The organism is Nocardiopsis alborubida, assembly GCF_012396365.1.
GTDB classification, from domain to species: Bacteria; Actinomycetota; Actinomycetes; order Streptosporangiales; family Streptosporangiaceae; genus Nocardiopsis; species Nocardiopsis alborubida.
On sequence record NZ_JAAXPG010000004.1, the window covers coordinates 160,046 to 182,313 of the forward strand.

General features: G+C 69.8%; 23 protein-coding genes. 12 read left to right on the top strand and 11 right to left on the bottom strand.

Annotated features, from left to right (window positions below; all coding sequences use genetic code 11):
• Positions 1-2 precede the first annotated feature (2 nt).
• Entirely contained in the window at positions 3-494 is a 492-nt protein-coding gene (locus tag HGB44_RS05840; protein WP_061082471.1) for a hypothetical protein, read from the bottom strand.
• Positions 495-610: 116 nt separating this feature from the next.
• Between HGB44_RS05840 and HGB44_RS05845 the strand changes: the two genes are divergently transcribed.
• From HGB44_RS05845 to HGB44_RS05875, 7 genes are all read left to right on the top strand, one after another.
• Positions 611-1,561: a UbiA family prenyltransferase gene (locus HGB44_RS05845; RefSeq protein WP_061082472.1), complete on the top strand. Its 951-nt coding sequence runs from the start codon at positions 611-613 to the stop codon at positions 1,559-1,561.
• Positions 1,548-3,077: an NAD(P)/FAD-dependent oxidoreductase gene (locus tag HGB44_RS05850; RefSeq protein WP_061082473.1), complete on the top strand. Its 1,530-nt coding sequence runs from the start codon at positions 1,548-1,550 to the stop codon at positions 3,075-3,077. The genes HGB44_RS05845 and HGB44_RS05850 overlap by 14 nt, the downstream gene beginning before the upstream one ends.
• 40 nt (positions 3,078-3,117) lie before the next feature.
• The gene (locus tag HGB44_RS05855; protein WP_061082474.1) at positions 3,118-4,341 is read left to right on the top strand and encodes a cytochrome P450; all 1,224 of its coding nucleotides are present in this window, start codon (positions 3,118-3,120) and stop codon (positions 4,339-4,341) included.
• A gap of 12 nt (positions 4,342-4,353) precedes the next feature.
• Entirely contained in the window at positions 4,354-5,082 is a 729-nt protein-coding gene (locus HGB44_RS32660) for a hypothetical protein (RefSeq protein ID WP_061082475.1), read from the top strand.
• Positions 5,079-5,570, top strand: coding sequence for an ester cyclase (locus HGB44_RS32665; RefSeq protein WP_061082476.1), 492 nt, complete (start codon positions 5,079-5,081; stop codon positions 5,568-5,570). Before HGB44_RS32660 ends, HGB44_RS32665 begins: the two co-directional genes overlap by 4 nt.
• Positions 5,571-5,728: 158 nt before the next feature.
• A complete protein-coding gene (locus HGB44_RS05870) occupies positions 5,729-7,984 on the top strand; it encodes an MMPL family transporter (RefSeq protein WP_168443967.1) in 2,256 nt (751 codons plus the stop codon).
• Between the two features lie 62 nt (positions 7,985-8,046).
• A complete protein-coding gene (locus HGB44_RS05875) occupies positions 8,047-8,505 on the top strand; it encodes an SRPBCC family protein (protein ID WP_061082478.1) in 459 nt (152 codons plus the stop codon).
• Between the two features lie 52 nt (positions 8,506-8,557).
• On the opposite strand, the gene HGB44_RS05880 is transcribed toward HGB44_RS05875, so the two are convergent.
• Genes HGB44_RS05880 through HGB44_RS05895 form a run of 4 tightly spaced genes read right to left on the bottom strand, consistent with a single transcriptional unit; the run spans position 8,558 to position 12,337 of the window.
• Positions 8,558-9,763 (bottom strand): flavin-containing monooxygenase, encoded by a 1,206-nt coding sequence (locus tag HGB44_RS05880; RefSeq protein WP_168443968.1) that lies wholly within the window; start codon positions 9,761-9,763, stop codon positions 8,558-8,560.
• Entirely contained in the window at positions 9,760-10,464 is a 705-nt protein-coding gene (locus HGB44_RS05885) for a maleylpyruvate isomerase family mycothiol-dependent enzyme (RefSeq protein WP_061081784.1), read from the bottom strand. The genes HGB44_RS05880 and HGB44_RS05885 overlap by 4 nt, the downstream gene beginning before the upstream one ends.
• Entirely contained in the window at positions 10,464-11,162 is a 699-nt protein-coding gene (locus tag HGB44_RS05890; protein ID WP_061081783.1) for a hypothetical protein, read from the bottom strand. Before HGB44_RS05890 ends, HGB44_RS05885 begins: the two co-directional genes overlap by 1 nt.
• A complete protein-coding gene (locus HGB44_RS05895) occupies positions 11,162-12,337 on the bottom strand; it encodes a beta-ketoacyl-[acyl-carrier-protein] synthase family protein (protein WP_061081782.1) in 1,176 nt (391 codons plus the stop codon). Before HGB44_RS05895 ends, HGB44_RS05890 begins: the two co-directional genes overlap by 1 nt.
• Positions 12,338-12,614: 277 nt before the next feature.
• Between HGB44_RS05895 and HGB44_RS05900 the strand changes: the two genes are divergently transcribed.
• The 5 genes from HGB44_RS05900 (at position 12,615) to HGB44_RS05920 (ending at position 16,207) form a co-directional block, all read left to right on the top strand.
• A complete protein-coding gene (locus HGB44_RS05900) occupies positions 12,615-13,607 on the top strand; it encodes a TIGR03564 family F420-dependent LLM class oxidoreductase (protein WP_082768470.1) in 993 nt (330 codons plus the stop codon).
• Positions 13,604-14,035 carry an SCP2 sterol-binding domain-containing protein gene (locus HGB44_RS05905; protein ID WP_061081780.1) on the top strand — a complete coding sequence of 144 codons (432 nt, stop codon included), beginning with the start codon at positions 13,604-13,606 and terminating at the stop codon, positions 14,033-14,035. The genes HGB44_RS05900 and HGB44_RS05905 overlap by 4 nt, the downstream gene beginning before the upstream one ends.
• A 62-nt stretch (positions 14,036-14,097) precedes the next feature.
• On the top strand, positions 14,098-14,460 hold the full coding sequence (locus HGB44_RS05910; RefSeq protein WP_168443969.1) for a hypothetical protein: 363 nt from the start codon (positions 14,098-14,100) through the stop codon (positions 14,458-14,460).
• Complete coding sequence (locus HGB44_RS32670; protein WP_061081778.1) at positions 14,457-15,524, top strand: copper resistance D family protein; 1,068 nt, start codon at positions 14,457-14,459, stop codon at positions 15,522-15,524. Before HGB44_RS05910 ends, HGB44_RS32670 begins: the two co-directional genes overlap by 4 nt.
• On the top strand, positions 15,521-16,207 hold the full coding sequence (locus tag HGB44_RS05920) for a 4'-phosphopantetheinyl transferase family protein (protein WP_061081777.1): 687 nt from the start codon (positions 15,521-15,523) through the stop codon (positions 16,205-16,207). The genes HGB44_RS32670 and HGB44_RS05920 overlap by 4 nt, the downstream gene beginning before the upstream one ends.
• Here the strand turns inward: HGB44_RS05920 and HGB44_RS05925 are convergent.
• The 6 genes from HGB44_RS05925 to HGB44_RS05950 form a co-directional block, all read right to left on the bottom strand.
• Complete coding sequence (locus HGB44_RS05925; protein WP_061081776.1) at positions 16,200-17,297, bottom strand: transposase; 1,098 nt, start codon at positions 17,295-17,297, stop codon at positions 16,200-16,202. The genes HGB44_RS05920 and HGB44_RS05925 overlap by 8 nt on opposite strands.
• A gap of 15 nt (positions 17,298-17,312) precedes the next feature.
• Positions 17,313-18,314: an acyltransferase domain-containing protein gene (locus HGB44_RS05930; RefSeq protein ID WP_269458476.1), complete on the bottom strand. Its 1,002-nt coding sequence runs from the start codon at positions 18,312-18,314 to the stop codon at positions 17,313-17,315.
• 81 nt (positions 18,315-18,395) lie between these two features.
• Positions 18,396-18,971 carry a TetR/AcrR family transcriptional regulator gene (locus HGB44_RS05935; protein WP_082768469.1) on the bottom strand — a complete coding sequence of 192 codons (576 nt, stop codon included), beginning with the start codon at positions 18,969-18,971 and terminating at the stop codon, positions 18,396-18,398.
• A gap of 354 nt (positions 18,972-19,325) precedes the next feature.
• Complete coding sequence (locus HGB44_RS05940; protein ID WP_061081773.1) at positions 19,326-20,102, bottom strand: cupin domain-containing protein; 777 nt, start codon at positions 20,100-20,102, stop codon at positions 19,326-19,328.
• Between the two features lie 250 nt (positions 20,103-20,352).
• A complete protein-coding gene (locus HGB44_RS05945) occupies positions 20,353-21,444 on the bottom strand; it encodes a hypothetical protein (RefSeq protein ID WP_061081772.1) in 1,092 nt (363 codons plus the stop codon).
• Positions 21,445-21,712: 268 nt separating this feature from the next.
• Positions 21,713-22,156: a hypothetical protein gene (locus HGB44_RS05950; RefSeq protein ID WP_061081771.1), complete on the bottom strand. Its 444-nt coding sequence runs from the start codon at positions 22,154-22,156 to the stop codon at positions 21,713-21,715.
• Between the last annotated feature and the right edge of the window lie 112 nt (positions 22,157-22,268).

Genomic DNA, 22,268 nt, shown 5'->3' on the forward strand with positions numbered 1-22,268 from the left:
CCCTACCCGCCCGGTGCGTCCGTGTCACGGTCCAACAGGTCGTAGACCCGGCCCGCGACCAGCACGTACACCCCGTGTTTGACCAGTTCGCGCGTCAGGACGCGAGGTTCTGGCAGAGGGGTGCCGCGTCTGAGGTCGCGGACCACGAGAAGAGCGCGCCAGGGCAGCCAGACCACCGCCAGGTGCGCGGCGTCGGCACGCCAGCCGCGGACCTCCCCGTTTTCCAGGAGGGGACGGGCGAGACCGCACATGATCCCGTATCCCCAGTGCACGGCGGTGTCGACGAGGACACGCCGCTCCCGGCGGGGTTCCCTGCCACCTGTCAGCTCCGCGGCCACCGCGGCGGGCCGGTCCACCGGCGCGGCCGCTCCCTCACCCGCGTGGGCGCCGCCGTGCCGGTGCCGCAGCAGGGAACTGGCCGCCGTGTACGCGGCGGTGGCGACACATCCGGACACCAGGGCACGCATGAGCTGGTGTCGCCGAAGGGACCGCATGCGTGGACCGCCTCCGCGATTCTCGGGTACGGGGTGCCGGGGAATATACCAGAAGGCCCTTCCCGAACCCTCCGCGCGGTGACGCACGACCGTGGGACCAGCAGGGGAGGGCACCGGTGAACGGCCCCTCCACCGGGGAGACCGCTCGGGCGGGCCGGTCCGTCCTCGGAACCGCCGTCTCCTTCGCCCGGCTGGGCAAGATGGGACTGTTCGAGATCTGGCTCGGGCCCGTCGTGGCCTGGTCGCTCGTGGCCGGCACCCACGGGAACAGCGTCCGGACTGCGGTGCTGTGCCTGCTGTTCTCCATGGTGATCGCGTTCGGGATCTGGGCCACCCATGCCCTCGACGACATCACCGGTTACCGCGATGGCAGCGACGTGCGCAACTACGCGCCCGAACGCCGCCGCAGCCAGGTCAAGCCCCTCGTCCTCGGGCAGCTCAGTGTCCGCCAGGCACAGGTGTTCGCCTTCTCCGCCACCGCGGCCGCTCTGGCCTGTGTCGTCCTGTTCAGCGTCGTCAGCGCCTTCCAGCCCTGGTGGGCCTTCGTCGGTGGTCTGGCGGTCGTCGTCCTGGGCGTGCAGTACTCGGCCGGGATCAACTTCAGTTACCGCTTCACCGGCGGAGGGGAGACCGTCACAGGACTGACCCTGGCGGCGAGCCTGCTGGTCCCCTACGCCGCTGCCCGGGGAGCCCTCGACCCGGCGGCCGTCGTCCAGGGCCTCCTCTTCGGCGCGTGGCTGGTGCAGGTCCTCATCTGCTCCAACAGCGCTGACGCAGAGGACGACCGGAAGGTGGGCCGACGCACCGTCGCCTCACGGACGACCGAACGCGGCAACCGTGTCTTCGTCTCCGTCTTCTTCGCCGCGACCTGGTCCCTCGCTCTGGGGGCCGTCCTTCTCGGGGTGCTCAGCCCCTGGACCCCACTCGCGCTGCTCCCCGCCTGGGCGCTCCAGGCGCTCGTGTTGCGCAACGGCCTGAGAGGCCGGTGGCGCAACCGCCGAAACCACGGCTTCCTCTCCCTCCGTCTCGCCGTCCTTGGTCTGGTGATCGTCAATGTCCTCGGCTAACGCAGCAGCCCCCCACGAACACGCGGACGTCGTCATCGTCGGCTCCCGGATCGCAGGAGCCTCACTGGCCGCCCACCTCGCCGCCTCCGGGCGCCGGGTCGTCGTCGTGGACCGGGCCCGTTTCCCCAGTGACACGCTGTCCACCCACCTGATCCAGGTCAGCGGTGTGCGCTCCATGCAGAAGCTGGGCGTGCTCGACAGGCTCACCGAGACCGGAGCGCCCTTCCTCACCGGCGCCTCGGTCACCTACGACGGCATCGACCTGAGCGCCATAGTGCACGCGGAGGAAGGGTGGCCTCCCGGCGGGATCAGCGTCAACCGGAACCTTCTCGACGAGATCCTGGTGAACGCCGCGCGGGATTCGGGTGCCCAGGTGCGCACACGAACGAACCTCGTCGGTGCGTGCCGCGACGACTCCGGCCGTGTCTCCAGGGTTTTGGTACGCACATCCGGCGAGGTCCGGGTGATCGAGGCCCCGCTCGTGATCGGCGCGGACGGCCGCAACTCGCGGCTGGCCGAACTGGTGGGCGCACGCGCCTACAACACGACGCCCAACGAGCGGTTCGCCTACTGGGCCGACTACGAGGGCGCCGCCTCACAGGGGCCCGCCGTGGTGCGCCACCACCGCGAGGGCAGACGCCTGACCATCGCCTTCGACTCGGACAGCGGGCGCTTCACCGTCCTCGTCTGTCCCGAACTCCCCGACTTCGGCGCTTTCAAGCGGTCACTGCCCGACAGCTTCGACGACGCCGTGGCCCGCTGCGAACCGCTGCGGCCGGTCCTCGCCGGAGCCCGGCGGGTGACCAGGCCGGTCGGCACCGCCTACCTGCCCGGCTACTTCCGGGAGTCGGCGGGGCGCGGCTGGGCGCTGATCGGCGACGCCGGGCACTTCAAGGACCCAACCCTTGGCCAGGGCATCAGTGACGCCCTCCGTCAGAGCGAGGTCCTGGCCGAGCACCTGTCAGGTGTCGACCTCCGCGCACCCGACGCCGTGGACCGGGCGGTCCGCTCATGGGCGCGCTGGCGCGACCGCGACGCCGCGGCCATGTACTGGCTCGGCTGGGACTTCGCCCGAGCGGGCGAGCTCGGCGACCTGGAGCGGTCGCTGCTGCGCAAGATCTCGGAGTCACCGGTCCTGCGGAGGATGTTCGTCGACGGAGCACTCTCCCACCGGGTCTCCCCCAACGAGATCCTCGGCCCCGGACTCCTGCTCAGGGCCGCCTACGACATGGGGCTGCGGGGCACGCCCTGGACGGGTGTCGTGGGCCAGGTCGGTCGGCGACTGGCTGTCGAGGCGCGGCGGCAGTGGTCCTTGTTCCGGCCGCGCCGAACCCGCTTGCCCAAGCCCGCCGGGAGTACGTCCTCGCAGGTCAGGGTCGGCGGCCAGGCGTGGGCGGGCGACATCGTCGACGAAGTCGGGGGCGCGGCCGCGCGGGGGACGGAGCCGGTGGCGCATCGGACCAGCGGCCCGACGAGGTCTCCCCGAGATCCGAACCGCGCGTCCGGCCCGGTCTGACCCGCGGGTGAACAGCCCAGAAGCAGGAAGGCAGAAACCCATGACCGTTCCCGACCTGTCCGGCGCCCTCGACCTCGCCGACCCGGACTTCCGACAGAACCCCTACCCCCACTACGAGCGGCTGCGCGACGAAAGCGGCCTCTTCTGGCACGAGGGCTACCTCGCCTACGTGGTCCCCCGATACGAGGACGTCGCCCGCGTGCTCAAGAGCAGCCGCTGGCACGTGCGTCCGGGATCGGGCTTCCTCGACCGCCAGCTCGCGGCGAACGAGACCGTCAACCAGCTCATGCAGGGTTTCTACTACTTCCTCGACGACCCCCACCACCGGAGGCTGCGCAGCGTCGTCTCCACCACGTTCACCCCGCGTATCGTCTCCAGCTTCCGAGGGCGTATCCAGCAGATCGTCGACGGCCTGCTGGACTCCTCCCTCGGAGAACGGGGCGAGGCCGAGTTCATGAACGACGTCTCCTACCCCCTGACCATCCGGGTCGTCACCGAGATCCTGGGGTTCGACGCCGAGGAGGACCAGAAGTTCCTGTACGACAGGGCGCTGGCCCTGGCCGGACTGCTGGAGTGGGACGCCCCGGTGGAGCGGGTCACCGAGGGCGGCGAGTCGATGATGGAGATCAGCAACCGGTTCGTCGACCTGCTGGAGTCACGGAGGCAGGAGCCCCGCGACGACCTCATCTCCTCCCTCATCGCGGCACGCGCCGAGGGACGCACCTCGGACGACTTCGAGGTCATCTTCATGTGCGTCCTGCTGGTGACCGTCGGTTACGAGACGACGATGAACTACCTCGGCAACAGCGTGTACTCGTTGCTCACGCATCCGGACCAGTTCGAGCGCCTGGTCCGTGACCCGGGCATGCTCGGCTCCGGGCCGGCGCTGGACGAACTGCTGCGCTACGAGGCCCCCGTGCAGGTGACCTCCCGTGTGGCGATGGACGACGTCGACGTGGCGGGCACGCGGATCCGTGCGGGAGAACAGGTCGTGGTGATGCTGGGCGGCTCCAACCGGGATCCGGGCGTGTTCACCGACCCGGACCGGCTCGACCTCGGGCGCGCCAACGCCAACAGGCACATGACCTTCGCCCACGGGCCGCACTTCTGTCTCGGAGCGGCCCTGGCCAAGACCGAGGCCGAGATCCTGCTGAGCACCCTCGCTCGCCGCTACCCGGGTGTTCGCCTGGCCCCGGACCACCGCTGGCGCGACACCGCGATCCTGCGCTCCCTGTCCCACCTGCCCCTGCGGCTCGAGAAGTAAGGTGCGTCCCTCGTGAAGAACACGTCCGAACGGAGCACCGCCCTGCGCCTGGGCGGTTGGCTGGCGATCACGGGAACCGTCCTGTCGGTCGTCGTCAACGCGCTCCACCCCCACCAGGACATCCCCACCGACGAGTTCATGACGGAGGTCCACGAGACCACGTTCTGGATCCCCCTGCACCTGGGCATCGTCATCGCGCAGGTGATCGACATGCTCGCGATGCTGGCCATCGGCCGGTCGCTGCGCGGAGTCGTCCGCGGGGACCTGGTCCGCTACGCGGACGGTGCGGCGGTACTGGCCGCCGCGGTCATGCTCACGCTGATGGCCCAGGACGGGTTCACCGCCAAACACCTGGCGGACTACTACGAAACCGCCCAGGGGCAGGCCCAGGCGATGGCCTACCCGGTCGCCTACGCCTTCCTCCTGCTGCTGCTCGCCGGGCTCGGCCTCTGGTACCTGGTGTTCTTCGGTGTGGCGATGCCCCTGTACTCGTTGGCCATGTTCGGGAGCGCTCTCTATCCGCGGTGGCTGGCGCTCCTCGGGGTGTCGGCCGGAGTCGCCAGCTTCGTCGTGGGTTCGCTCATCTACACGCTCGGAGCCTCGTTCCTGGTCACGACAGTCCTGTTCCTCGTCTTCTCCTCCCTGGGCTTCGTCTGGCTGTTCACGGCCGGTGTGCACATGCTGCGCGGTGCCGGGCGGAACGCGGAGGAGGCCGTGTCGACGGAGGTGGGCGCCCCGTGAGCTCGGACGGCACGGCTGTGGTGCGGCGCCTCTACGAGGCCTACAACTCCCACGACGTGGACGGCGTGCTCGCCTGCTGGAAGCACGGCGGGCGCGAGTACCTTCCGCTGACCGGCGAACTACGCGTCCCCGAAGACCTGGACGCCCACCTGAGAGGGTTCTTCGCCGCCTTCCCCGACGCCCGCGTCCAGCTCGAATCGCTGCTGGCCGCCCCCGACGGACGGGTCGCCTCGAGGATTCTCCTGAGCGGTACGTTCACCGGGGGCCGGTTCGACGGGCTCCGGGCCAACGGCCGTCCCTGGGTCGCGCGGATGTCGGAGTTCTTCACGATCGAGGACGGCCTGATCGCGCGTATGGACGTCTATATGGACGTCATGGACCTGGCCCGGCAGCTGGGCGTGCTGCCGCCGGCCGACGGTCCCCTGGAGGGCGTGATGCGATCCGCCTTCAACCTGAGGAGCGCGATCACCTGGAGGCCAAGGCCGTAAGTGCGGACATGTAGATGAAGTTCTTCGTGGAACCCGCATTCATTTCCGCTGGAGGATAGGATTTTCGGGTTCTTCGGAATTTTCTGATCGCCGATGTGCGACAAGATTCGTGTTCCCGAATGCATGGTACAAAACCGACGTACGGAAAGGCTGCTCCGGTGACGACCGAACGTCCAAGCATCGCGACGCGGAGACCGAAGGTCGTCGTCGTGGTGGCCTGCGTCATCGTCATGGTCACCCTTGCCTTCGGGGTGACCGTCACGCAGTACCTGTCCGCGGGCGGTTTCGACGCTGCGGGTACGGAGTCGGACCGGGTGGCACGGACAGTGCAGGAGAGGTTCGGCGCCCCTGACAACGACGCGGTGTTCCTCGTCAGGGCCGACTCCGGGGACGTGGACGACCCCGAGGTGGTCTCCGCGGCGGCCGACCTCGTCACCAGCGTGCGTGAGAGCGAGGGTGTCGCCGACGTCGTCTCCTACTGGGAGGAGCCCCAGGTCCCCGGCCTGCGCAGTGACGAGGGCGACTCCGCCCTCGTCCTCGTGGAGCTGGAGGGTACCGAGAACGACAAGAACGAGTGGCTGCGTGAGGCGAACGTCTCCCTGACCGAGACCGACGAGGCCATCACCGCCCAGATCGGCGGCGAATCCGAGGTGTTCCGCTCGATCCAGGACCAGATCGTCGCCGACCTGGTCGTCGCGGAGGGTATCGCCGTCTTCATCAGCATGGTGCTGCTCCTCCTGGTGTTCCGCAGCGTGGTCGCCTCGCTGCTGCCCATCGCGGTGGGCCTGGTCTCCGCGGCGCTGACACTGTTCCTGCTGCGCGTACTCGCGGAGCAGGTCGAGGTGTCGGTGTTCGCTCTCAACCTCACCAGCGCGTTGGCGCTGGGCCTGGGCATCGACTACGGCCTGTTGATGGTCTCCCGCTTCCGTGAGGAGCTCAAAGCCGGCCGCGACACCGCCCAGGCGGTCAGCCGCACCATGCGCACGGCCGGACGCACGGTCGTCTACAGCGGTATCACCGTCGGTCTGTCCCTGAGCACCCTTCTGCTGTTCCCCCTGCCGTTCCTCCGGTCGTTCGCCTACGCCGCGATCCCCGTGGTGTTCGGCACGGTCCTGTGCGGTGTCCTGCTCCTTCCCGCGCTGCTCACCCTGCTGGGCCCCAACATCGAGAAGGGGTCGCTGCACCACCTGCCCTCGCTCACCATGAAGGAGCGCACGTGGGCCGGGGTCGCTGGTTGGTCCCTGCGCCACAGGCTCCCCGTAGCGGTGGTCCTGACCGTGGCCCTGGTGTTCCTGGCGGTGCCCTTCCTGCGCGTCGACATCGGCAAGTCCGACTACCGGGTCCTGCCCTCGGACACCCCCGTGAGCCAGGTGCAGCAGGAGCTCAAGGACGACTTTCCTGGCAACACCGCTTTTCCCGTACGGGTCCTCCTGCCCGGTGCGGGCACGGACGCCGACGGCACGGACGTCCAACGGGACATGGCCGAGCAGATCTCGGAGATCGACGGCATCAGCGTCGTGAGCGGCGCGGGCGGGCTCTGGAGGGACGGTGAGACGGTCGCCCCGGATCCGAGCACCGCCGATATGGCCGACGCCGAGGGGTCCTACCTGGAAGGACTGCTCGAACCCCAGATGGACGTCTACTCCGACGAGGCCGGTGACGTCGTGTCCGAGATCCGGGCGCTCTCCTACGAGGGAGGGGCGCCCGAGGTCACAGGCGAGGCCGCGAGGACAGTCGACAACAAGGACGTCATCAGCGAACGCCTGCCCTGGGCGGTGTCGGTCATCGCCCTGTTCTCGGCCGCGCTCATCTTTCTGATGACCGGGAGCGTCCTCGTCCCGATCAAGGCGGTCGTCCTCAACTTCCTCAGCCTCACGGCCATGTTCGGAGTCATGGTGTGGGGTTTCCAGGACGGCAACCTGGAGGGTCTGCTGGGGTTCACGTCCACGGGTTACCTCGACAACGCCATGCCCATCCTGATGTTCTGCGTCGCCTTCGGGCTGTCCATGGACTACGAGTTGTTCCTGGTGGCCCGGATGAAGGAGGAGTACGACAGAACCGGTGACAACACGGCCGCGGTCGTCACCGGAATCAGGAAGACCGGAGCCGTGATCACCGCGGCGGCCCTGCTCATGGCGGTGGTCTTCGCGGGGATGGTCTTCTCCCAGGTCTCCCTCATCCAGATGGCCGGTCTGGGGGTGGTCCTGGCGATCCTCGCGGACGCCTTCGTGATCCGGGCGTTCCTCGTCCCCGCGCTCATGGGGATGCTGGGCCACGCGAACTGGTGGGCTCCGAAGTTCATGCGGCGGTTTCACCGGAGGGTGGGTCTGCGTGAGGGGTTGGACGACGACGGGGCGTCCGAGGGGAGCGGCGTCCGGAGCGGGCGTCCGGAGACGGTCCGGTCCGCGGACTGAGGGGTTGGGACGCCACACCACGAGCCCGGGAAGGCCCCGGGCGCAGACGGAGGGAGAAGGACATGGCGTACGGCGAGGCGCGGTTGGTCATGGAGCAGTCCCCGCGCGAGATCATCGAGTTCGTACTGGACCTGCACGAGTACCAGAAGGTGGACGACAAGCTGGCCAAGGTCTACCGCGTCGAACGCGACGGGGACGAGGTGGTCTTCCGTTTCCGGCCGAGGCTCATGGGCCTGCCCGGTCCCGTCACCACGCAGCGAGTGGCGGTCAACGCCGCGGGCGACCGGATCGATGTTTCGGGTCTCCCGTCCTGGACGGACTCCTTCGTCCGGTTCCACGCCTTCTTCCACTTCAGCGATGTCGATGAGGGCACACTCGTCCACCGGAGGGTCGAGTTCCGCTTCTCACCACCGATGTCCTGGCTCATGGACCGGGCCGTGGGCCGGTGGCTGGCCCGGGACGTACCCCGAGAACTGCACAACGCCAGGGAGTACCTGCGGAACGGGTCCACGTCCCGCTGAGGCCCCTTGGACGTGCGCGACGCCCCGGACCCGCGTCCGGGGCGTTCACACGTCAACGGGGCTCGGCCGCGATCGCACGGGCCACCCAGCGGGCGCGCAGACCGATCTCCCTCAGATGCCCGGTCAGCGGTGACACGTAGCCCACGAAGTGCAGGCCCGCGTCGGCGAGCGCCCTGGTGGCCGGGCGCGACAGCGGCGGCACCCCGCTGGAGTCGAGGACCGGCACCGACTCCAGCAGCGAGTCCAGACCAGTCCGGTAGCCGGTGGAGGCCAGGACCGTGTCCGCGGAGTGCTCCTCTCCGTCGGCCGTGACCACGCCCTTGGCGTGGAGCCCGGTGACCTCGCCGATCACCCTGATCCGGCCCGAGCGCACGGCGGGCAGGAACACGCCGTCGTCCACAGAGGGGCTGACACCGGTGCGTTGGAGCCGCGTGAACATGCCTCCCCTGGGACGCCCGAGCGCGGTACGGGACAGGTCGCCCGCCGACAGCCGCTGGATGACGTTGCCTCCGATGTCCTGGAGCCACAGGGGCAGATAGCGGTTGCCGACCGACAGGTTCTGCAGGGGCACCCCCCACATCTCCCGGGGAAGGAAGTGGGGGGAGGTGCGCACCGCCACCGTCACCGACCCCGAACCCCGCCCGAGCAGGGCGGAGGCGATGTCCACTCCCGAGACCCCGGCGCCGACGACCACCACGTCCTCACCCTCGTAGTCGGAGGGCCGGCGGTACGCGGAGGCGTGCTCCAGGCGACCGTGGAACTCCCCGCGGCCCGGCCAGTCCGGGATCCACGGCTGGCGGTACAGCCCGGTGCACAGCACCACGTGGTGTGCGGCGACCATCCCCGCGTCGGTCTCCAGTTCCCACCGGGAGAGGGAACCGCGTCGGATTCGGCGCACGTCGATCCCGGTCCGGATCCTGCGCCTCACGGGCTCGGCGTACTCGGTGAGGTACTCCACGAACTGGTCACGGGTCACCCAGCGGCCGTAGCGCCGGGGTAGCGGCATGTCCGGCATCTGGGAGAGCCACCGCACCGAGTTCAGCCGCAGGCCGTCATAGCGTTCGCGCCAGACGTCCGCGACGCCGTCGTTGCGGTCGAAGGCCAGGACCGGGACGTCCTGGGCGTCGAGCATGCGGGTGACGGCCAGACCCGCCACCCCGGCGCCCACGACAGCGGTGTGCGTCACCGTCCCGGGGGCCCTCCCGTCAGGAGAGGAGCGGCGCGTTCCCGATCGTTCCTGCCCTCCGGTGACGGTCATGACACCACCTCGCGGTAGACGTTGACGTTCTTGTCCAGCCCCATCAACTCGGGCGCGCGCCGCCCGGTGGCCGTGAGCAGGAAGTCCAGGGGCTCCCCGGTGACCTCCGGGCCGCCGCCCCGGATCGGGAGCTCCTCCAGGTCGGTGAGTTTGAGTGTGGCCGGGCCCCATCCCCACAGGCCCAGGGTCTCGGCGACGTGGACGACGCTGGCGCGCAGCCCCGGACCGTGTTCGGAGGACCGCCTGAGGGCGTGCCTGACGTCGTCGGCATGGAGGTAGAGCTCGTACCACAGGACCAGCACGGCGCGGCGCAGCGGTCCGGGGAACCCACCCGGGGCACGCGCGGCCCAGGCGTCGTCGTCATAGCCGTCCAGGACCCTCAGGCACAGGCGCCCGGCGCGTGCCAGCTCCCCGGCGACCTCGGCCGGGGTGCGGTCGTGTCGCTCGGCGGCTTGGCGTGCGGTCACCTCGGGCAGCCCCTGTCCCCGCATCCGTCCGACGGCCACATCGGCGAACAGGCCGGCGACGTGTCCGGCGACGTCCCGGACCTGCCATCCCTCACAGCGGGTGGGTGCCGTCCACTCCTGCTCGGACAGGGAGTCGACCAGGCCGACGAACCGTGTCAGGGAGGACTCGATACCCTCCAGGACCTCCGTGCGGGGCAGCACGAGCGGCGGTCGCGTCTGGCGCCTGCCCGGCATCACACGGCTCCTTCCGTGAGAGGGGCGATCTCCTCCGCGCAGCGGCTGATGACCTCCATGGGCGAGTCCACCGCTTCGGACAGGGAGTCGGCCAGTTCCAGAAGACGGGGCAGATCGTCACGGCCACCCTCGGGAGAGAGCGCCAGGGAGAGCGCGGCCGCCCGGGCGGGGGCCCGTCCCGAGGGGTGGTGGCGGTGCTCGGGCAGGGTGTCGTAGGCGACGACCAGGGCCTGCTCGGCCGCCCCCGAGGCAAGGTCGGCCGCCGACACCGAGATCACCTGGGCGGCGGCCGCCGCGTCGCCGACGAGGTGGAGGTTGGGACCTCGGAACCCCTCGGCGATCGAGACCTGGCACAGCGCGTTGTTGGACAGCATCCGCAGCCAGTCAACCGGGTTGGCGTCCTCCAGGATGTGCCGACTCAGTCGTGAATCCCCTTCCGCGGAACCGTCCGAGAGGAAGGGCGGGTCCGGCATGTCGCCGTCCCAGCGCCCCACCGTGTACAGGGCGACGTGTTCGGGAGCCGCCACGGGGGCACGGCGGTACAGCGACGCGGCGGCGTTGAACGCCGCCAGCGAAGCCGCGTCCAGGAACCGCAGCACCTTGCGGGAGGCGTGTTCCCTGGCCTGTGAGCGCAGCCGTTCGACGGTCGTGTCGGCCTCGTCGACGTGGCTGGCAACGAGATGGATTCTCACGGACATCACGCGTCTCCTCGGAAGTCGGTCAGGGAAAGCACCAGGGAGGCGCTGTGGCCGCCGAACCCGAAGCTGTTGCTGAGCACCCGGCGCAGCGGGACCTCACGCGCGCTTCCGGGCACGTAGTCCAGGTCGCACTCGGGGCTGGGCCTTTCCAGGTTCCGGGTGGGGGGCACCACACCGGTCCGCAGGGACATCACGCTCAGAACCGCTTCGATCGCGCCGCAGGCTCCCATCGTGTGCCCCAGCTGGCTCTTGTTGGACGTCACGGTGAGTTCATCGGCGTGTGCCCCGAAGACCGAGCGGATCGCGAGGGTCTCGGAGGAGTCGTTGTCACGGGTGCCGGTGCCGTGGGCGTTGATGTGGTCGATGCCGGAAGGAGCGGTTCCGGCGTCGCGCAGGGCCTCCGCCATGGCGTCGGCCGGGCCCTGCCCGTCGGGTGGCGGCGCGAACATGTGGTGGGCGTTCTGCCTGAGTCCGAACCCGTCCAGGAAGGCCAGCGGCTCGGCTCCCCGGGCCCGTGCGTGCCTTTCCGACTCCAACAGCAGGAACGCCGCTCCCTCGGCCAGCACGAAACCGTCACGGCGCTCGTCGAACGGGCAGGACGCCTCCTCCGCCGGGCACTCCCGGGTGGACATGACGTACAGGCTGCTGAAGGAGAAGAAGTCGAAGGGGGTGACGAGCGCGTCGCTGCCACCCGCCAGAACGGTGTCGGCCCGGCCCGAGGTGATGAGCCTGCGTGCCATGCCGATCGCCTGGGCGCTGCCCGCGCAGGCCCCGTAGGGGGCACTCGACCTCCGTGCGCCGACGGAGGCCCCGACCTCGCGCGCGATCTGCTCCACCCCCGCCACGCGCCCGCTGGCGCCTTCCCCGGGCAGGCGCCGCTCGCCGTGGTTGGCGACGATCGCCGCGTCGAGACCGGACGCCTCGTCCAGGCCGGAGCCCGCGAGCGCCTCCCGGGCCGCGTGCGTCCCGTAGCTCACGGACAGCGAGTACTCGGGCAGGTACTCGTCATGGCCGGGAACCATCCCCGCGACCGAACTCGACGAGGGGAACGTGGCGAAGCGACGGACCGGGCGTACCCCGCTGCCGCCGTCGCGGACGGTTTCCCAGGTCCTCTCCACGGACCAGCCCCCAGGAGTGACCGCTCCCATACCGGTCACCCACACACGGTCGGACATCCCATCAACCTCCCTGCGTCTGCGGCGGCGCACGGAGGACGCCCGTGACCGCTGGATCCGCGTTCGTGGCGGGTCACGCGAGGCCAGGGGCATTCCGCGCGGGGGCCTCCCGCCCTCCACACCGTTGCGCGAAGTCAATCCCCCGGCGGAACGTCAGAACAAGAATAGATACGCACTTGCCGACGATCGATGATAAATCCGCAGATGAGGATTTCGGATGCCGAAATCCGCACTTGAGGCTTTCTTTTTCCGTTGGCTGTGATGTAACTTCTCGCCTGTGCGAATCGGTATAAATATCGACGGCGGTATCCACTTCGAAGAGATTGTCGAAAAGGTGCGTTCCGCCCGGAGCCACGGTTTCGCCAGTGCGTGGCTGCCACAGAGCCCCGGGTCGGGGCCGCGGACCAGGAGCTCGAGAGGGCACCGACACCAGCTCTTCGGCTACGACAGCATCACCTCCCTGGCCGTCGCGGGACGCGAGGTCGGCGGGATCGAACTCGGCACGTGCGTGGTTCCGACCTTCCCCCGGCACCCCATGGTCCTCGCGGAGCAGGCCCTGACCGCCCACGCCGCCTGTTCGGGACGGTTCACCCTGGGGATCGGTGTCTCCCACCGGCACGTGGTCGAGGACCAGTGGGGATACACCTACGACCGCACCGCACACCGCATGCGCGAGTACGCCCAGGTGCTCGACCAGCTCCTGTCCACCGGGCGGGTCGCCTATGAGGGCGACACCGTCCGTGCCAACGGGAGGGTGTCCATTCCCCCTGGGGGGCGGGTCCCGCTGCTCATGGCTGCGCTCGGCCCCCGGATGCTGCGTGTCGCGGGGGAACTGGCTGACGGGGCCATCACCTGGATGACCGGGACGCGGACCCTGGAGGAGCATGTCGTGCCCCTCCTGACCGCCAGCGCGGAGGGGGCGGGGCGCTCCCGCCCCCGGGTGGTGGCCAGCCTGCCGGTCTGTCTCACGGACGATCCTGAGACCGCGCACCGTCTGGCCGAGCGCATGTTCCTGATCTACCGCTCCCTGCCCGCCTACCGCGCGATGCTCGACCGCGAGGGCGCGGACCACGGCGGTGACATCGCCCTCATCGGGTCCGAGAAGGAGCTCACCGAGAGCGTGCGGCGCCTGGAGGAAGCCGGAGTGACCGACCTCAACGCCCTCGTGATCGGTTCCGAGGACGAACGCCACAGGACACGGGACCTGCTGCCCGTACTCGGAGACCGTTCCCAACCCCCGTCCCCCGCCCCGGAGGAGAATCCGCTATGAGCACCACGTCCGAGCAGAGCTTCCAGGAGATCAGGAAGGCCGTGCACGGCCGGTCCGACGACGAGGTCCTCGCGTGGGTGGACCAGCGCGAGGGCGGTGCGGACGCGCTCCTGAACCTGGTGTTCGAGGAGCTTCCCGGCGCCCTCATCGCGGACAGGGCGGGTGAGAGCGTCATCAGCTTCCAGTTCGTCATCGAGACATCCGGCGGTACGCGCAACTACTTCGCCCTGATCGAGGACGGCAAGTGCCACTGCGCGCACGGGGAAACCAGCGGGCCCACCGTGTCGATGCGTATGGACGTCGTCGTTTTCCTCCGCGTCCTCACGGGCTCCCTCGCTCCCGTGCGAGCCTTTCTCAGCCGAAGGATCAAGGTCACCGGTGACATGATGACGGCGACGAAGTTCGAGAGTTGGTTCGCCCGACCGTGAGCAGGGGAACAGGCGGTAGCCGCATGGGAATTGTCAGATTGCTTTGTTACTTCGTTTCGTTCGTGCGCGGTGTCGTCGGAACACTGTTCGCCGTACGCCCCCGGCAGATGATGGGGCAGTTGTTCGGCGCGGGTGCCGACACCAGGGGCGAGAGGCTGGTCGCGGCCCACTTCGCGGTCCGCGACCTCGGACTGGGTGCCGGACTGTTCCGGTCGCTGCGTAGGCGCGAACACGAGGCCGAGTGGATGCTCGCCGGTACCGCGGCCGACCTCGTGGACCTGTGCGCCATCGCGGCGACGAGGAAACCGCGGCCCCTGCCGAAGAAGGCGATGGTGGTCGGTATGGCGGCCATCGTCCTCACGGACGCCGCGCTCACGACGCTGTTGCTGAGGGAACGCCGTCATCCTGGAAGGACCGAGCGGTGAGCCAGGTGTCCCGGCTCCGGCTCGACCGGATCCGGGAACCGGACGGGCGGCGAACGACGGGGCGCGCGTTCCGCCTCGTGTACCCGTCCCTGGTGCTCTTCGCCGGCGCCGTGGTGGCAGCGGCGGCCACCACGGCGGTGCTCCTGGAGCCGGCTCCGCCCGGCGTCCCGGTCCCCGGCCCGCTCGTCGACCACGGACTCGCTCCGGCCCGCGCGCTCCTCCACGTCGGCGCCTCCGCCGCAGTCGGTTTCGCCCTGCTGCCGATCCTGGCCTCCCCAGCCCCGGAGACACCCGTCAACGCGCTGTACAGGCGCTCCCTCGGCCTGTCGGCGGTCGCCTCGTCGTTCGTCGCCCTGTGCGCGGGCGTCTGCGTTCTCCTGGGCGCCGCCGAACTGGCGGTCGAGGCGATGGTGACCACGTCCTCGATCGACGCCTACCTGGCGGTCTCCAGGACCGGCCAGGCCTTGGCGGCCATGGGCGCTCTCGCCCTCATGGCGGCTGTCGCGGCCCTGGCCGGTCGTGACCTCCCGCGTTTCCTGCCCAGGGAACTGTGTCTGCTCCTGTCCGCCACGCCCCTGCTCCCCCTCACCCTCACGGGCCACGGGGAGAGTTCCGCCCTCCACGGCCTGATGATGCTCAGCAGGGGTGGACACGTCGTCGCCGCGGCCCTGTGGGTCGGAGGCCTCCTGGCCACCGTCACCCTTCTCGCACGACGGCACACCGAACTCGCCGGGGCGCTCCCGCGCTTCTCGGTGATCGCCTCGTGTTCGGTCCTGGTGGTCGCGCTGACCGGCGTACTGGACGCCGTGGTCCTGCTCCTGGGTCTTCCGGGGGGACTGGACACGGATACGCTCCTGTCCCCCTACGTGCTTCTGTGCGCGGCCAAACTGGGCTGTGTCGGACTCCTCCTCGCACTGGCCTCCGTCATCCGCTTCCGCCTGCTGCCGCAGATCAGGGCGGGTCGGCGGACCGCCGTGCTGGCGTGGACCACCACCGAACTCGCGGTCATGGGGGTCCTGTTCGGGCTTGCCGCCGTGCTCTCGCGAACCCCGGTGGCGGGATGAACTCCCTCGTCGGCGCGATCCTGCCGGAGGATGTCCTGGCCGTCGACTCCCGGGGGGAGGCGGCTGACACGGCGGCAGCCGACGTGCGGACGCAGACCCTCGAACGGGCCACGCCCCGCCGCCGCAGGGAGTTCGCCGCTTCGAGGGCCTGCGCGCACACGGCCCTGACCCGCCTGGGGTTCCCCGGTTCGCCGGTGGGACGGAGCCAGGACGGTGCCCCCCGCTGGCCGACCGGAGCGGTCGGGAGCATCACCCACTGCGCCGGGTATCGGGCGGCGGCGGTCGCCCGGGCTTCCGAGGTCGCGGCGGTGGGGATCGACGCCGAGCCGGACGGCCCCCTGCGGGCCGGGCTCATGGAGGTCATAGCGCTCCCCTCCGAACGCCGGCACCACCGCTGGTTGTACAGCGTCGGCCCCGCCGTGCACTGGGACCGACTGCTGCTGAGCGCCAAGGAGAGCGTCTACAAGGCCTGGTATCCCCTGACCGGCCGGTGGCTTGACTTCGCCGACGCTGAGCTGGAGTTCCAGCCGGGATCGGGAACCTTCACCACACGGTTGGACGGCGCCGCCGTCCCGGACCTGGCCGGCCGGTGGCTGGTGACCGCCGACGGCCTGGTCCTGACCAGCGCGGTGGTTCCGGCCTCCGCCGGGTGTGCCCGGGACCGGGGCTCCTCTCTCACCTGACCGGCACGGGACGCCGGTACTCCTGCGCCTCCTGCGCACGGACGCTGGTCCGGGCCATCTCCCAAGCGGCCAAGGCGACCATGGCCAGTGTCATGTGCCGATGCCACCCCAGCAGGCTGCGGACGCTGTAGCGGTCGAAGCGGACGCACTCGCGCGCCGCGTTCCAGGCCTGCCGCGCCTGGTCGAGTTCCTGGGCGGCCCGTCCCATGTCCGAAAAGGTGTCCGAGGCCGGGTCGTAGACGTAGAAGTACCTGCGTTTGCCCGTGTTCCCGGGGGAGGAGCCCAGGCGGCTCCCCCGGGAGTGCGCCTCCGCGGGTCTCGGCACGAGGCCGCCGTGGGGGGCGTGCGAGGGCCTGACCGACACTCCCCGTGATCTCTGCTCGCCCGGGCCGCGGGCCAGGTCAAGCGAGGTCAACGGCATGCAGTGCGGTATCCGCCGTAGTTGCAGGACGTGCTGGACGTGGGTCTTGCCTGGGCACATCAGCGACACGAACACCTTGTTCGGGATCATGCCGCCGCGGATCGCGTTCTCGATCAGCCCGGAGGCGATCTGCGACTTCGAGCGGTAGGCCAGTTCCTGGGGCAGCATCCGCCGCGACCCGGTGTCCTCGAAGCACTCCCGTGGTACGTACAGGTCACAGTCGACCATGAAGAGGTTGCCGTTCGCGGTCCTGCAGAACAGCGTGACCGCGGTTTGGCAGTTCTCCAGCCTGCCGGTGTCGACGCTGAACTGGCGTTTGAGGGCTGCTGCTTTGCTGCCCTTCTTCGCGAAGGAGGTCTCGATGACGTAGAAGGTGCTCGTCTCGCTCCCACAGTGGTTGACGAGGAAGTCCAGGAGGCCTTTGCGGACGTGCTTGTCGTCCCACCTGGCACTGGTCAGCAGGCGCTGTGCCGAGTCGGGCCTCCGGTCGCTGGAGCGGTGGGCCAGGTTGCGTCGGCTGCTGGCGCCCTCCTCCGGCGGGGTGCCCACGAGGTTGATCAGGTAGTTCCAGGCACGTGTGCGGGGTTCTGAGCGGGTGAAGTGCTGGGACAGGGAGTGGAATAACGAGTTGAGCCAGTACGTGCTCGAACAGGGGTCCTGAGAGATCATGGAGGATTCCAAAAATCAGAGTTCGGCGTTCGGTGATCGTTCGGAGCTGACGTTTCGGGTCTCAGCCGCGAGGTTCACCGCGAGCTCGAAGGCGGCGAGGGCGTCACCGTCCTCCGTTGCGGCGAGGAGCGGTTCGACGCGGCTGCGGGTGGCGCGCAGAAGGCGGTTGCGTTTGAGGAGGGAGACACAGCTTCCCCTTGGCCCGGCCTCCAGGATCAGGTGGCGTCCGTGGGCCAAAAGGCCGTCAGCGGCGGCTGAGAAGAGCACGGGATGGTCGAGCTGACGCGCCCAGAAGGCCCCGGAGACGGCCTGGCGGTCGGTGACCACACCGCCGTGCCGCGCGGAGTGGACGGGCGGTACAGGCCGTGCGAGAGCCACCCCGTCGAAGGCCTTCTCGAACTCCTGCGCCGACGGAGTACACAGAGGACTGTGGAAGGCGTGGGACGAGCGGGCGAAGTCGCAGGCGAAACCCTTGGCGAGCAGTCGTCCGGCGAGCGCCCGGAGGGAGCGGCGCGGACCGCACAGCACGGTCTGGCGGGGGTTGTTCAGCGCACCGACCACGACGCCGTCGGGCATGTGCTCGCGGAGCTGGTCCGGTGCCGCCGCCACGACGAGCATGCCCCCCTCAGGGGCCAGGCGCAGAGCCCGGCTCCGGGCCTCCATGAGGCCCGCGCCCTCCGCGGTGGTGAAGACTCCCGCGGTGGCCGCCGCCGCGAGCTCGCCGACGCTGTGGCCCAGCAGCGCGTCGACGTCCATCCTCGCGGTCACGGCACGGCCCAGTGCGTGCCCGACGGCGAAGAGCAGCGGCTGGGAGTGCGCTGACTCGTCCAGGGCGGCCCCGGGAGACGGGGACAACCACACGTCGCGCAGCAGGCTGCCCCGGGAGCCGGTCCGGGCGAAGAACTCGTCCATCGTCGCGCTGAACACCGGTTCCCCGCCGTACAGGCCGGCTCCCATTCGGGGTGTCTGCGCCCCTTGGCCGGGAAAGACCAGAGCGATCCGTACGGGATCCAACACCGCCGCCCCTTCTGTGCTTTCCTTCCGTGCTGACTGTGAGGAATAGCGGCCACGGGGCTTGGGGCCGGTGTGGGGGAGGGGTCAGGGCTCCTTTTTCGAAAGAAGTCCTTCCATGCCTCCCCAGACGACGGTTTTGTTCAGGTGGATGACGTCCTCTATGGGGACGTCCTGGTTCTCGTGCCACCAGGCGACCAGGGCGTGTCCGGAGGCCTTGATGGATTCGGCCAGGGCGTACAGGGCCCGGTCCGTGTCCAGGTTGACGGGCAGGTCCAGCGGCCCGAGTGCCCTGATGCAGGCCGCGACTGACTCAGTCGCGTAGTCCTGGGCCTGTTCGAAGATCTCGGCTGCCTCCGGGGCCAGGGGTCTGTTGACGAACAGGATGCGCCAGGCGAGCCAGGAGTGCTCCATCGAGCGGAAGAACGCGCTGGTCGTCTCGTTGAAGAGCTCTTCGGGGGTGTTCGTGTTGCTCGGGAAGATCCAGCTGCTTACCAGTTTTTCCGCCTGGCTCGCGACCACCGCTCCGTAGAGGTCGATTTTGGATTTGAAGTGATAATAGAGAACAGGAGTGGTCACTCCCGTGGCCTGTGCGAGTTCTCGCATGGAGGCGTGGTCATAACCCGATTCAGCGAATACCTCGGAGGCCGCGTCCAGAATCATTCGGGAACGTGAATGGTGTTCTACCTTGCCACCTCCTCCTGCGGAACCTGACGGACGTTAGGAACGGTATCCGAGGCCATGTCCGCAGGCAAGGGGGAATCCCTGGAGAAGAAGCCCTGTCCGAGAGCGGCAGCGCTGTGACCTGGTATGACGAGTCGTCGCGGTCGGGTGGATGTAGGGCGCAAAACCGCACATGGTATCTGTGGTTGACCAGGATGTGGGCGTGACCCCTGGGTTCATTGGGGCAGCGGTGTCCCTAGTGGTGCGGAAACCCTGTTCCGGCTTTCGGGGGCTCCGCCGTGTGCACACCGGCCGGGCCCACTCCGACCGCGTCCGTGAGAGGACCGGTTGGGGTCAGAGCGCCTCGAAGTCGGCGAAGTCGAAACCGGGGGAGACGAAGCAGCTGACCAGCGCCTCACCCTCCAACGGGCGGGCGGCCTGCCAGGTACCGGCCGGGACCACCGCCTGGAGGCGTTCTCCCCGCTCGATCCCCGTGCCCAGGGTCACCTGTCCGTCGGGGTCGGGCGCTCCTCCCGTGCCGCCGTACTCCAGCACCAGGGGCCCGCCCCGGTTGAACACCCACACCTCGTCGGAGCGCACCCGGTGCCAGCGCGACTCCTCCCCGGGGCCGAGCAGGAGGTGGACGCCGGTGGCGGTGGGCCGCGGACCCGGGTAGCCCCCGGGGTGCACGGTCACCCCGCTGTGCCAGGTCCGCCGGTACCAGCCGCCCTCCGGGTGCGGCAGAAGGTCCAGCGCCTCGGCCGTGGCGGGTCTGGCCTCGGCGCCCGTGTACCGGCCCGCGGGGTCGCGGCGCAGGTGGCGCACGCCCGTCACGGCCCCGCGGGGGATCGGTCCGTAGATGTGGGGGAAGAGGACGCCGTTCCCCACGCCCGGCGGCGGGGCGGGTTCGGCTGCCTCCCAGCGCACCTCGCAGCCGACCGCGTCGGTGTCCACGACGAGGGCGACCAGCTGCCCGGCGGCGCCGGTGTAGAACGCGTTGGCCACCGCCAGCAGCGTGGGCTCGTCCGGTGAGGCGTGCACGAACCCCTGCGTGCGCAGGGAGTCGGCCTCGATGTCGTCGCTGCCGGAGGTCCAGCGTTCGAGTTCGGTCATGTGCAGCACGTGGGGCATGCGGCCGACCGTATACCGGCCCGGGTGCGACGGCACGTTGTCCACGGGCTGTCCCGCGGACGTCCCCACGACGTTCGGCGGTCACCGGCTCCCCCACAGGAGGCCTTCCGCATCGTCCTGGCCATCGGCGCCGTCGCCGCCCTCACCGCCATGGCCGCAGCCGCCCTCCCGCCTCGCCGGAAGGCCGCATCCCACAGCCACCACCGACCCCTGCCCGGCCGCTGCGGGCCGGGCGCACCGCACGCGCGGATCAGGGGTTGGCCGTCACGGCGAGTCCGTAGTCGACGACGCGGTAACCGTCGTCCGACCCTTCATCCGAGGGGAACTTGACGTGGTCGGCCCAGTCGGTCAGCGACAGGTCCGAGGGGGAGGGGATGCCGAGCGCCTCTGCGGCCTCGACCACCATCATCGCCAGCCGTACCCCGTTGACCTCGTCGTAGGGGTACCGCGGCGAGTGGTAGGCGATGTCCTGGCGGCGGTGGCGCTCCTCGGTGGCCTTGGTCCAACCCAGTTCCTCCGGCGTGGGGGTCTCCGGGCCGAAGAGGTTGGCCACAGCGTCGTCCAGACCGAGTTCCACGTACTCACCGAGCTCGAACTGGAAGACCCAGGGGCCGCCCATGCCAGGAACCATGCCGTGGAAACCGAAGGAGCGCGAGAGGCCCAGGGCGGTCAACTCGGCGGGCAGGGTGCGCAGGGAGTCGGCCAGCAGCCTGCCGTACCCCTTCCAGTCGGTGTGCCGGGTGATGCCGGCGAAGGACATGCCGGCGTTGTCCCTGACCGGGCGGGTGCCGATGAATCCGCCCACGGTCCCGGCCCCGTGCTCGCGGTTGTACCAGAACCACCCCTCGGCCGGATCGTTGGGCAGCAGCGACAGGAGGGGACCCTCGGTGCCCGCCCGCAGTTCCAGACTGTTCCTGCGCCCCCTCCACCGCATGAAGGGGGCGCCCCAGCGGGGGACGTCGTCGTGGAAGGAGGCGGCGGTGTCGTCGGCCCCGAGGACATGGGGCCGGACGAACTCGCCACGAAGGCTCTCGGCGACCTCCCCGAACGCCTCGACGTGCTCTCTTACCTCGCCCCGGACCTCCTTCACGAGGAAGTGCAGACCGGCGTACTCCTCCGTGGTCGTGTGGATCTCCATGAACTCGTCCACAGGACGCAGCCGGGCCTCGCCGAAGCCCTCCCCGGTGCGCAGCCGCGGTCCCCACTCGTCGTCGGCCCACTCCCAGCCCTGGCGGTCGGCCATCGCGCGCAGGTCCGCTTCGGTCCACTTGCCGGGGGAGAGGCTCCGCAGCTGGCGGGCGAGCCCCACGACGTCCCTGGCGCCGTCCGGTGTCCTCGTCATGGTTCCTCCCGCGTGTCGTTCGGTTCGCGTCGATCATGGCAGGAGGCGGTGACGGAACGGAACCGGCGCTTACCGAACGGAAGGGGGCCTTCGGCCCCGCCGTCCACAGGCTGTGGACAGCGGGGCCGACACGCCGGTGCCAGAGCGGCGCGGGGCCGCTCCGTCGACTCGTCGCCGTGTCGACTCGTCGGCATGTCCGTTCGTCCACACTGACAGCGCACGTCGGCGGTGGTCTCCTGGCGCGCCGACACCGTCCTCGGCCGGTCCGCTACGTGCGCCGGAGGTGCACGGCGTACGCCGCCGCCAGGATCACCGCGGCCACCGCGACCAGAGCGGCGATCGTCGGATTCGTCCAGGCCGGCACGATCTCCACACCGCCGGGCTCGTATGCGGAGGGGCACACGGTGCTGAGCGGGAACGCGTCGTGGGAGACCGGCGGCGCCTGGGTATTCGCGCGCAGGAAACAGGTGTCCTCCGGGAAGAGGCTGGGAGCGTAGTACAGGTGTGCCCGGCCGTAGACGACGAACGCGGCGGTGAACGCGATCGCCGAGAGATGGATCAGGGGTCCGAGCTCCACCGCCTCCGACCAGGCCTTTCCCTCCTCCACGCGGCGGCCGGCGCGCACGAGGGAACGGGTGGCGGATATCGGGAACACCACGCACGACACGATCAGGCACAGGAGGGCGAGCAGGGAGAAGGGAAAGAGGAACATGCGGAATGCTCGCACAGCCGCCCGAAGGCCACAGCATCGCGGGTCCGGGTTCTCCCTGTCGGTTCGTCGCCGTGTCGACTCGTCGGCATGGCCATCTGCCCGCTTGTCCACA